This is a genomic window from Georgenia sp. Marseille-Q6866, assembly GCF_965111665.1.
Genome location: NZ_CBCOOR010000008.1, coordinates 140727 through 154012, shown reverse-complemented (window position 1 = coordinate 154012; position 13286 = coordinate 140727). Strand labels below are relative to the sequence as shown.

Here is a 13286-nt window from a genome sequence, read left to right as displayed (position 1 = left end):
CTCGACCCGAAACGTGACGTAGCACACACCGATCGTGTGCTCGGTGGGGGTCGCTGAGTTCTGTGCAGACGCAGGGGGCGACGTCCAGCCGGACGACGTCCGGCCGCAGAAGGTCGCGCCCCGGCGCGGCCCGCACGTGAACGCGACTCCAAGGAGATTGCCGTGGTCAGTCGACCCACAGGCTCCCGAGGGTGGGCCCGCGCCGCGGGCGCCGTCCTCGCCAGCACGCTCGTCCTTCCGCTCGCCGTCAGCGGCGCCAGCGCGGACGTCGAACCACCACCCGACGACAGCGAGTTCAGCGCGCTGGTGTTCAGCAGGACCGCCGGCTTCCGGCACGGGTCCATCGAGGAGGGCGTCGCTGCGATCCAGCAGCTCGGCGCCGACAACGGCTTCACGGTGGAGCACACCGAGGACGCCGCAGACTTCACCGAGGAGAACCTCGCCGACTACGACGTCGTCGTGTGGCTCTCCACCACGGGTGACGTGCTCGACGACGAGCAGCAGGCCGCCTTCGAGCAGTACATCCAGAATGGCGGTGGCTACGCCGGCATCCACGCCGCGAGCGACACCGAGTACGACTGGGCCTGGTACGGAGAGCTCGTCGGGGCCTACTTCGCCGGCCACCCGCCGGGGACCCCGGACGGCACCGTCGACGTCGCCGACCGCGTCCACCCCTCCACCGCGCACCTGCCCTTCGAGTGGGACCGGACCGACGAGTGGTACAGCTACGAGCCCAACGTGCGCGGTGAGGTCCACGTCCTCGCCACGCTCGACGAGACGAGCTACGACGCCGGTGACCTCGCCATGGGCTCGGACCACCCGATCGCCTGGTGCCACGACTACGACGGCGGCCGGTCCTGGTACACCGGCGGCGGGCACACCGAGGCCTCCTTCGCCGAGCCGGCGTTCCTCGAGCACATCCTCGGCGGGATCCGCACGGCGGCGGGCGTCGAGGACGCCAACTGCGCCGCGACCGTCGCGAGCTCCTTCCAGAAGGTCACCCTCGTCCAGGGCGAGCAGAACGTCGGCGAGCCGATGGCTCTGGCCGTGCTGCCGAACGGCGACGTGCTCCACACCGCGCGCGACGGCCGGGTCTTCTACACGAACGGCGACGGCGGTACCCGCCTCGCCGCCACCGTGCCCGTGTACTCGCACGACGAGGACGGCATGCAGGGCATCGCGGTCGACCCGAACTTCGAGGAGAACCGGTGGGTCTACGCGTACTACGCCCCGCCGCTCGACACACCACCGGGTGATGCGCCCGAGTGGGGGACGGCCGAGGACTTTGCGCCCTTCGACGGCTACAACCGGCTCTCCCGCTTCCAGCTGACCGAGGAGGGCATGCTCGACCTCGAGTCCGAGGAGGAGATCCTCCGGGTCGAGGCGTCCCGTGGCACCTGCTGCCACGCGGGCGGCGAGATCGACTTCGACGCCGAGGGCAACCTCTACCTGTCCACCGGTGACGACACCAACCCCTTCGCCTCGGAGGGGTACACGCCGATCGACGAGCGCGAGGGCCGCAACCCCGCGTGGGACGCCCAGCGTTCCTCGGCGAACACGAACGACCTGCGCGGCAAGCTGCTCCGGGTCGACGTGCTGGAGGAGATCCCCGCCGGCGCCGAGCCGGGCCCGGGCAGCACCTACGAGGTCCCCGAGGGGAACCTCTTCGAGCCCGGCACGGAGCTCACCCGCCCGGAGATCTACGCGATGGGCTTCCGCAACCCCTTCCGCTTCGCCGTCGACCGGGAGACCGGCTGGGTCCACCTCGGTGACTACGGCCCCGACGCAGGCAGCGCGAACCCGAACCGTGGCCCCGGTGGCCAGGTCGAGTTCAACCTCATCAAGGAGCCCGGCAACTACGGCTGGCCGTACTGCCACGGCGACAACGACGCCTACATCGACTACGAGTTCCCGCCGCAGGGCGAGCCGGCCGGCTCCGGTGAGTCCGGGGCGGCCTTCGACTGCGACAACCCCGTCAACGAGAGCCCCAACAACACCGGCCTCACCGAGCTCCCGCCGGTCGTCCCGGCGTGGCTGCCGTACGACGGCGGCTCCGTCCCGGACCTCGGCAACGGCAGCGAGTCGCCCATGGGCGGCCCGACCTACCGCTACGACCCCGAGCTGGACTCCGACCGCAAGTGGCCGGAGTACTGGGACGGCAAGACCCTCAACTTCGAGTGGGGACGTGACTGGATCCGTGAGTTCGTCATCGACGACGAGGGCGGGCTCGTCGACATCGTCCCGTCGCTCGACTGGCTCAACCCCTCGACGCCGATGGCCATGGAGTTCGGTCCCGACGGTGCGCTCTACGTCCTCGACTACGGCAGCGGCGGGTTCTTCTCCGGTGCCTGGGACTCCGCGCTCTACCGCGTCGACTACGTGGCCGACAGCCCCAACCCGATCGCCAGGATCACGACGTCGACGAACAACGGGCAGCCGCCGCTGACCGTCGAGTTCGACGGCACGGAGTCCAGCGACCCGCAGGACATGCCGCTGTCCTACGCGTGGGACTTCGACAACGACGGCGAGATCGACTCGACCGAGCCGACGGCCAGCTTCACCTACGAGACGGCGGGCGTCTTCACCGCACGGCTCACGGTGAGCGCCGGCGAGGGTGAGGAGCTCCGCACAGGAACGATCACGACGAACGTCATCGTCGGGAACACCGCGCCCGAGGTCACCCTCGAGCTGCCGGTCGACGGCGGCATCTTCAGCTTCGGGGACGAGGTGCCCTTCCGGGTGACCGTCACCGACCCCGAGGACGGCGAGATCGACTGCTCCCGCGTCCGGGTCGAGTACATCCTCGGCCACGACGAGCACGGCCACCCGCTGAGCTCGGCGAGCGGCTGCGAGGGAACCATCACGACCCCGCAGGACGAGGGGCACGGCCTGGACGCCAACGTCTTCGGCGTCATCAACGCCTCGTACACCGACCTCGGTGCCGAGGACCTGCCCGCACTGTCGGCCGACGACGAGGCGATGCTGCGGCTGCGCCACCAGCAGGCCGAGTTCTTCACCGAGAGCGAGGGGGGCGAGGTCGTCGACCGTGAGGGCGCCAATGGCGGCAGCGCGGCGGGCGAGCTCGGCGACGGCGACTGGATCTCCTTCGCGCCGATGGACCTCACGAACATCGACGAGGTCTCGCTGCGTTACACCTCGACGGGCGACGGCACCGTGGAGCTGCGCAAGGGAGCCGTCGACGGCGAGCTCCTGGCGACCGTCGAGCTCGGGACGACCGACGGGTGGACGGACTCCGCGACCGCGGCCGTCACCCCCGTCGGGGGACCCGACCCGGTGTACTTCGTGGTCACCGGTGACGCGGCCGTGGAGATCGACGAGATCCACTTCGTGGGCCAGGGCATGTCCGGTGAGGCACCCGACCCCGACCCGGTCTGCGAGGACCCGACGGCCGAGATCCCGGCGAGTGACGAGTTCGACGGCGACGACGTCGACCCGTGCCGCTGGGAGGTCGTCGACCGCGACACCGACCTCATGGAGGTCACCGACGGTGCCGTCCGCCTCACGACGACGGACAACGACATCTACACGACACCGAACTCCGCCGTTCCCAACATCCTGCTGAACACGCGGGTCGAGGGCGAGGAGTGGACCGTGGAGACGAAGGTGACCGGCCCGCTGGAGAGCACGTACCAGCAGGGTGGCCTCATCGCCTACGCGGACCCCGACAACTACGTGAAGCTCGACGCCGTCTCGACCGGCGGCGACGGGTTCCGCGTGGAGCTGCGCAGCGAGGTCGGGGCTGTCATCCAGGACCCGCAGGAGGACATCGGTGACCTCACGCAGTCCGAGGACCAGACCTTCTACCTGCGGCTGAGCCGGGACGGCGACACCTTCACCGGTGCGTACTCACCGGACGGCGAGACGTGGACCGACCTGCCCAGTGCCGTCACCAACGGCGCGATCGGGGACGCCGGTCCGGGGATCTTCGCGCTCGGTGCCCAGCAGGAGGCTCCGACGACACTGGCCTTCGACTACTTCCGGCTGGTGGGGGAGGAGGAGCCGACCGACCCCGTCCTCATTCCCGTGGACAGGGTCTCGGTCCAGATGTTCTCCCTCATCCCGTGGGTGAACGAGGCCGGTCTGCCGTCCGTGCTCGCGCGGCTGGCGGAGATCGGGCTGCAGAACATCGAGCCCTACGGGGGGAACTTCAACGGCTACACCGCGGAGCAGTTCCGTGCGATGACCGACCTCGTCGGGCTGAACGTGCCCTCGTCGCACTACAACACCAACGAGGCCACCTTCGACGCGACGCTGGACTACGTCGAGACGCTGGGCCAGGAGTACGTCGGCTCGGGCGGTTTCGCCCAGCCGGGGATCAGCACCTACAACCGCACGCTCCGCACGGCCGAGGCGATGGACCGCCTGGGCCAGCGCTCGGTGGAGGCGGGGATCGGCAAGTTCTTCGGCCACAACCACGCGACGGAGTTCACCACCGTGTACAACCACGGCGGTGAGGAGATGTCGGCGTGGGAGATCCTCGTGGAGGAGACCGACCCGCGTTACGTCACGTTCCAGCTGGACGTGGCCTGGGCCACGCACGCCGGAGTGGACGTTGCTGCCCTCATCGAGGAGCACGGCGACCGCATCGAGCTGCTCCACATCAAGGACGCCGTCAACCTCGGGCAGGAGGACGGGCCCGACTTCACCAACCTCGGTGAGGGTGACGTGCCGCTGCAGGAGATCCTGGCGGCGGCCGAGGAGCACGCGGAGATCGCGTACTACGTCATGGAGTACGACGTCGCTCCGCAGGGTGAGGACTTCGTCGAGACCGGCTTCGAGTACCTCACCGGCCAGCCGGCCGGCGAGGAGGGCTCGCGCCTCGTCGAGGTGACGCCCGCCGCGGTGACCTTCACCGACGAGTACGGCACGGCCGCCGACACCTTCACGGTGCCGCGCTCCACCGGCGTTGTCTACCTCGTGGATGGTGAGGTCGTGGCGCCGGGGACCTACCCGGGTGCCGGCACCGTGACCGTCACGGCGCAGGCGGCGGAGGGCTTCGTGCTCGCCGACGGCTCGACGGCCGAGTGGACCCACACGTTCTCGACGGCGGAGGCGCCGCCTCCCGACCGCCGGACGGCGGAGTTCCACCTGTCCAACACCTGGCGTGGCACCACCGACGTCCACTTCATGTACGGCCGGATGGCCGACGAGGTGTTGATCGGTGACTGGGACGGCGACGGCCGGGACACCATCGCGGTGCGTCGCGGGAACGTGTTCCACGTGTCCAACGCCCAGCGCGGCGGCGACGCCGACGCCGTGTTCACCTACGGCCGCGCCGGCGACGTCATCCTCGCGGGTGACTGGGACGGCGACGGGCGAGACACCTTCGCCGTGCGCCGCGGTGCGGAGTACCACGTGAAGAACACCCTCCGGGGTGGGCCTGCCGACGTGGTCTTCGTCTACGGCCGTGCGGACGACCAGGTGCTCGTCGGTGACTGGGACGGCAACGGCAACGACACCCTCGCCATCCGCCGTGGCGCGGCCTACTACGTGAAGAACTCGGTCATCGGCGGCGACGCCGACGTGGTCTTCACCTACGGCCGGGCCGCCGACGTCACTCACGCGGGTGACTGGGACGGTGACGGCGCGGACACCTTCGCCATCCAGCGTGGTCGGGTCTTCCACGTCAACAACTCCCTGCGTGGCGGGGACGCGGACCGCGTGCTGACCTTCGGCCGCCTCGGCGACGAGGTGTACGTCGGTGACTGGAACGGGGACGGGACCGACACCCTCGGTATCCGTCGTCCGGTCGGCGGCGCCGCCGGTGTCGCCGCGAAGGAGGTGGGGATGCTGAGCAAGACCGTCGGCTGATCCACGCAGGCGAAGCAGAGCCCCGCAGCCACCCGGCTGCGGGGCTCTGCGCGTGTCCAGCCTCATCCGAAAGGCTGACGTAGTCACCGATAGGACGTGCATGGGTGACGACTTTTGGTTGACCCGTACGCAAAACCTCCCTAGTCTTGACACGCCTGTGATTCATGGCACACGGCGTGGTGGCCCCGCACAGGCGCAGGGACGCCGCGCCGACACCGGCCGAGAGGCCGGGACGCGTACACGATTCGAGGAGGAAGCGTGATCAGACGACCGATGGCCGGGCGGTGGTGGGCCAGGGGCGCGAGCACGGTGCTCGCCAGCGCCCTGGTACTGCCGCTTGCGATGAGCGGCGCCAGCGCCGACGTAGAACCGCCACCAGCGGACGACGCGGAGTTCAGCGCGCTCGTCTTCTCCAGGACCGCCGGGTTCCGGCACGGCTCGATCCCTGCCGGGATCGCCGCGATCGAGGAGCTGGGCGCGGAGAACAACTTCTCGGTGGACACCACCGAGAACGCCGAGGACTTCACCGAGGAGAACCTCGCCGACTACGACGTCGTCGTGTGGCTCTCCACGACGGGCGACGTGCTCAACGACGAGCAGCAGGCCGCCTTCGAGCAGTACATCCAGGGCGGCGGCGGCTACGCCGGCATCCACGCCGCGAGCGACACCGAGTATGACTGGCCCTGGTACGGCGAGCTCGTCGGTGCCTACTTCGAGGCGCACCCGCCGGGTACGCCGAACGCCGACGTCACCGTCGTCGACCAGGTGCACCCCTCCACAGCGCACCTGCCGATGACCTGGAACCGCACGGACGAGTGGTACAACTACCAGGACAACCCGCGCGGTGACGTCCATGTCCTGGCGACACTGGACGAGACGACCTACAGCCCCGGCAGCGGCGCCATGGGGCATGACCACCCGATCGCCTGGTGCCACGACTACGACGGTGGCCGCTCCTGGTACACCGGCGGCGGACACACCAACGAGTCCTTCTCCGAGCCGGCGTTCGTCGAGCACATCCTCCAGGGCATCCAGACGGCCGCGGGCGTCGTCGACGCCGACTGCGCCGCCACCGTCGAGAGCTCCTTCGAGCAGACGACGCTCGTCATCGGTGAGCAGAACGTCGGGGAGCCGATCGCGCTCGCGGTGCTGCCCAACGGCGACGTCCTGCACTCGGCTCGCGACGGACGGATCTTCTACACGACCGCAGACTCCGAGAGCCACACCGCCGGGACGATCCCGGTCTACAGCCACGACGAGGACGGCCTCCAGGGCATCGCGGTCGACGCGAACTTCGCCGAGAACCGGTGGGTCTACGCCTACTACGCCCCGCCGCTCGACACCCCGGCCGGTGACGCGCCTGAGTTCGGGACGCCCGAGCAGTTCGCCGCCTTCGACGGCTACAACCAGCTCTCCCGGTTCACGCTGACCGAGCAGAACACCATCGACCTCGCCTCCGAGCAGGAGATCCTGCAGGTCGAGGCCGACCGCGGCACCTGCTGCCACGCGGGCGGTGAGATCGACTTCGACGCCGAGGGCAACCTCTGGCTGTCCACCGGTGACGACACCAACCCCTTCGCCTCCGACGGCTACACCCCGATCGACGAGCGGACCGAGCGCAACCCCGCATGGGACGCCCAGCGCTCCTCGGGCAACACCAACGACCTGCGCGGCAAGCTCCTGCGGATCTCGGTCAACGAGGACGGCAGCTACGACGTCCCCGAGGGCAACCTCTTCGCAGAGGGCACCGAGCTCACCCGCCCGGAGATCTACGCCATGGGCTTCCGCAACCCCTTCCGGTTCGCGGTCGACCACGAGACCGGCTGGGTCCACCTGGGCGACTACGGCCCCGACGCCGGCGGCTCCTACAACCCCGAGCGTGGCCCGCAGGGCCAGGTCGAGTTCAACCTCATCAAGGAGCCCGGCAACTACGGCTGGCCGTACTGCCACGGTGACAACGACGCGTACATCGACTACGACTTCGCCACCGAGGAGTCCGGCGAGGCCTTCGACTGCGACAACCCGGTCAACGAGAGCCCGAACAACACCGGCCTCACCGAGCTGCCTCCGGTCGAGCCCGCCTGGCTGCCCTACGACGGCGGCTCGGTCCCGGAGCTCGGCAGCGGCAGCGAGTCGCCCATGGGTGGTCCGACCTACCGCTACGACCCTGAGCTCGACTCGGACACCAAGTGGCCCGAGTACTTCGACGGCAAGACCTTCAACTACGACTGGGGCCGCGGTTGGATCCACGAGTTCGTCACGGACGAGGAGGGAAACCTCGTCGACATCCTGCCGACGCTCGACCACCTCGACATCCAGCTGCCGATCGCCGTCGAGTTCGGCCCCGACGGGGCGATGTACGTCCTCGACTACGGCACCGGCGGTTACTTCTCCGGCGCCCCGGACTCCGCGGTCTACCGGATCGACTACGTCGCCGGCAACCGCAACCCGAGCGCGAGCATCTCGACCTCCTCGACCAACGGCCAGGCGCCGCTCACCGTCGAGTTCGACGGCTCGGCCTCCGCCGACCCCGAGGGGGAGGCGCTCACCTACGCGTGGGACTTCGAGAACGACGGCACGGTCGACGCGACCGGCGCCGAGGCGAGCCACACCTACACCGAGGAGGGCCAGTACACCGCCCGCCTGACCGTCACCGCCGGTGAGGGGGAGGACGCTCGGACCGGCACTTCCACGGTGAACATCATCGTCGGCAACACCGCCCCGGAGGTCACCCTGGAGATCCCCGAGGACGGCAGCATCTTCGGCTTCGGCGACCAGATCCCCTACCGGGTCACCGTCACCGACCCCGAGGACGGGGACATCGACTGCTCCCGCGTCCGCGTCGAGTACATCCTCGGGCACGACGCCCACGGACACCCGCTCAGCTCCAGCACGGGGTGCGAGGGCATCATCGTGACGCCGGCCGACGAGGGCCACGGCCTGGACGCCGACATCTTCGGCGTCATCAACGCCTCCTACATCGACGAGGGCGCCGGCGACCTGCCGGCCCTCCGCGACGACGACGAGGCCGTGCTCCGGCTGCGCAACCAGCAGGCGGAGTTCTTCACCGACTCCCAGGGCGTCAACGTCTTCGAGAGGGCCGGCGCCCGCGGAGGGGCCCAGGTCGGCGACATCCACAACGGGGACTGGATCTCCTTCGACCCGATGAACTTCGTCAACATCGAGGGCGTATCCGTGCGGTACACCTCGGGGGGTGTCGGTGGCACCCTCGAGATCCGCCAGGGTGCGGTCGACGGCCCGGTCGCGGCGACGATGGAGCTCGGCCCCACCGGAGGCTGGGAGAACTGGGACGTCAGTGAGACCGTCCCGATCACCGACGCGGGCGGCGAGGGTCCGGTGTACTTCGTGTTCACCGGGGACGCCACCGAGGCACTCTTCGACGTCGACGAGATCCGCTTCAGCGGTCGGGGTGCGGCGTCCAACGCGGCGCCGACCGTCTCCGTCGAGGCGGCGCCGCTCCGCGGCACCGCCCCGCTGGAGGTCGAGCTGTCCGCCACGGCCGAGGACCCGGACGGTGACGACGTCACCTACGCCTGGGACCTCGGTGACGGGACCACCGCCGAGGGCGCCGAGGCGACCCACACCTACACCGAGGCGGGGACCTACACGGCGACCGTCACGGTGAGCGACCCGGGCGGCGCCGAAGCCACGGCGAGCGTCCAGATCACCGTCAGTGCGCCCGCCATGCAGTGCTTCGACGGGCGTTCGGACGACTTCACCGCCGACTCCCTCGACACCGACCGGTGGAGCGTGGTCCGCCCGGACCACAACCTCCGGGTGAGCAACGGCAGCCTCGTCATGCCGACGTCGGACACCGACATCTACGGCACGGACAACTCGGGCACGCCGAACATCGTCCTGCAGGAGCTGCCCGACGGCCCGTTCGCCGTGACGACGAAGCTCACCCTGCCCGCCGACCGGGCCTACCAGCAGGCCGGACTCATCATCTACGGCGACGACGACAACTACGCCAAGATGGCGCTCCAGGCACGCAACACGGAGCAGGCCAGCCTGGCCGACCGCGTCTTCCAGTTCATCCGCGAGGAGGACGGGACGCCGAACGAGGTCGGGGCGAGCAACAGCCCGAACCTGGGCGCGGACTACCCGACCACCGTCTGGATCCGCTTCACCAGCAACGGGGAGGACCTCCGTGCGTCCTACAGCGCCGACGGTGTGACCTTCACCGAGATGTCGGAGACGAAGTCGCTCGCCGGCATCGACAACCCCCGTGTCGGCATGTTCGCCGTCCAGGGTGCCGGTCGGGGCTTCGAGCCGGTTGACGCCGCGTTCGACTACTTCACCATCACCCCGGACGACACCGTCGAGCCGGTCTCCCCGAGCGACGAGTTCAACGGCGCCGTCCTCGACGGCTGCCGCTGGGACGTCGTCCGCCCCGACCCGGAGCACATGCGGGTCCTGGACGGTCACCTCGAGCTCGACGCCACCACCGGTGACATCTACGTCGGTGACAACGGCACCCCGAGCAACTTCGTCCTCCAGGACGTCGAGGGCGACTGGACGGTCGAGACCGTCGTCGACGTCTCGGACACGACGCAGCAGTACGAGCAGGGCGGTCTCATCGCCTACGTCGACGACGACAACTACGTCAAGCTCGACGTCCTGACGACGAACACCCCCGGCTCCACCGTGGCCCGCAGCGTCGAGATCCGCAGCGAGGTGAACGCCGTCATCCAGAACCCCCAGCCCACCTCGCCGGGGATCACGGCCACGACGGTGCACCTGCGGCTTGCCAAGGAGGGCGAGTCCTTCACCGGTTCCTACTCCGTGGACGGCGAGACGTGGACCGCGCTGCCTGCCGTGGCGAACGCGCAGGTCGCCGAGGAGGGCCGCGTCGGCCTCTTCGCGGTGGGTGCCGCCTCCACGGAGGAGCCCACGCTCCGGTTCGACTACTTCCGGGTCCTCGGTGACGAGCCCGACCCGGAGCCGGTGCTCGTGCCGGTGGACCAGGTCTCTATCGGCCTGTACTCCCTCATCCCGTGGGTCAACGCCGAGGGCCAGCAGACGGTGCTCGCGCGGCTGGCGGAGATCGGCTTGGAGAACATCGAGCCCTACGGTGGCAACCTCGGCCCGTACACGGCTGAGCAGTTCCACGCGATCGCCGAGGCGGTCGGTCTGGACGTGCCGTCGTCCCACTACAACGTGGGCGAGGCGAGCTTCGACGAGACGCTGGCGTACGTCGAGACGATCGGGCAGGAGTATGTCGGGTCCGGTGGCTTCCCCGCCCCGGGCATCGGCTCCTACGAGAACACCCTGGCCACGGCCGCGGCGATGAACCGTCTGGGTGAGCGCTCGGTGGAGGCGGGGGTCGGGAAGTTCTTCGGCCACAACCACGACCGCGAGTTCACCACCGTGTACGAGCACGAGGGTGAGCAGATGTCGGCGTGGGAGATCCTCGTCGAGGAGACCAACCCGGAGTACGTGACCTTCCAGGTCGACGTGGCCTGGGCTGCGCACGCCGGTGTCGACGTCCCCGCGCTCCTGGAGGAGCACGGGGACCGGATCGAGCTGCTCCACATCAAGGACGCCACGGGCCTGGGCGGCAACATCGCCTTCACCAACCTCGGTGAGGGTGAGGTGCCGTTGCAGGAGATCCTGGCGGCTGCGCAGGAGCACGCGGACATCGCGTACTACGTCATGGAGTACGACGTCGCGCCGCAGGGCGAGGACTTCGTGGAGACCGGGTTCGAGTACCTCACCGGCCAGGAGGCCGGGGCGGAGGGCTCGCGTCCGGTGGAGGTGACGCCCGCGGCGGTGACGTTCTCCGACGAGGACGGCACCGAGGCGGACGTGTACACGGTCCCGTGGAGCGTGGGCGTGGAGTACCTCCTCGACGGTGAGGTCGTGGAGCCCGGTGAGCGTGCCGGTACCGGCACGGTCACGGTGACGGCACGGGCCCTGGAGGGCTTCGTCCTCGCCGACGGGACCACCGAGTGGACCCACACCTTCACCGACGGCGAGGAGCCGGAGCTCGTCGAGGTGACGCCCGCCCCGGTGACCTTCTCCGACGAGGACGGCACCGAGGACGACGTCTACACGGTGCCCGCGGTCGCGGGCGTGGAGTACCTCGTCGACGGCGAGGTCGTCCCCGCAGGTGAGTACGCGGGCACCGGGACCGTCACGGTCACGGCCCGTGCGCTCGAGGGCTTCGTGCTCGCCGAGGGCGCCACTGCCGAGTGGACCTTCACCTTCTCCACCGAGGGCGAGGAGCCGGAGCCGGTCGAGGTGACGCCGCTCGCGGTCACCTTCACCGACCGGTCGGGCTTCGCGAACGACACGTTCACGATCCCCGCGGTCGAGGGCGTGGAGTACGTGGTCGACGGTGAGGTCCTCGACGCCGGGACCTACCCGGGTGTGGGCACCATCGAGGTGACCGCGCGTGCGACGGAGGGCTTCGTGCTCGCCGACGGCGCGGTGGCCGAGTGGTCCTTCACCTTCTCCACCGCCGGTGAGCAGCCGCAACCGGACCGCCGCACGGCCGAGTTCCACCTGTCCAACACGTGGCGGGGCTCGACGGACGTCCACTTCATGTATGGCCGCTGGACCGACGAGGTGCTCATCGGTGACTGGGACGGGGACGGGGTGGACACGATCGCGGTGCGCCGCGGCAACGTCTTCCACGTGTCCAACGCCCAGCAGGGCGGGGACGCGGACGTGGTCCTCACCTACGGCCGGCCCGGTGACGTCATCCTCGTGGGTGACTGGGACGGGGACGGCACGGACACCTTCGCGGTGCGCCGTGGCAACGAGTACCACGTGAAGAACTCCCTGCGTGGCGGGGACGCGGACTCGGTGTTCCGTTACGGCCGGGCTGCTGACCAGGTGCTGGTCGGCGACTGGGACGGCAACGGGTCGGACACCTTCGCGGTCCGCCGCGGGGCGACCTACCACGTGAAGAACTCCCTGCGTGGCGGGGACGCGGACGTCGTGCTCACCTACGGCCGGTCCGGTGACGTCGTGCTCGCCGGTGACTGGGACGGTGACGGCCGCGACACCTTCGCGGTCCGCCGCGGGGCCACGTACCACGTCAACAACTCCCTGCGTGGCGGGGACGCGGACCGCGTGGTCACCTTCGGCCGCGCCGCCGACGAGGTGCACGTCGGTGACTGGGACGGCAACGGGACCGACACCCTCGGCATCCGCCGGCCCGTCGGTGCCGCGCCTCAGGCGCCCGCCGCCACCGGGACGAAGGAGGTGCGCTCGGTCGCCAAGCTGAGCTGACCCACCGCCTGGGAGGGCTCGTAGCCGGTCACCGGCTACGGGCCCTCTCGCATGCCGGCATCCCACTTCTCGTCTTTTGGTTGACGGGTACCCAAAAAGAGCCCTACGCTGCGACCACGCACGACCGACTTGTCCGTCTGCCGTCCACCCGCGAGGCGATCCCTCTCGGACGGCGACCGCCGCAGCCAACGCTG

Annotated in this window: 2 protein-coding genes; both read left to right on the top strand. The window is 69.7% G+C overall.

Annotated features, from left to right (window positions below; genetic code table 11):
• The first annotated feature begins 162 nt into the window (after positions 1-162).
• Positions 163-5832: a ThuA domain-containing protein gene (locus ACWPXV_RS09005; protein ID WP_454084924.1), complete on the top strand. Its 5670-nt coding sequence runs from the start codon at positions 163-165 to the stop codon at positions 5830-5832.
• A gap of 258 nt (positions 5833-6090) precedes the next feature.
• Complete coding sequence (locus ACWPXV_RS09000; RefSeq protein ID WP_454084923.1) at positions 6091-13092, top strand: ThuA domain-containing protein; 7002 nt, start codon at positions 6091-6093, stop codon at positions 13090-13092.
• Positions 13093-13286: the final 194 nt, after the last annotated feature.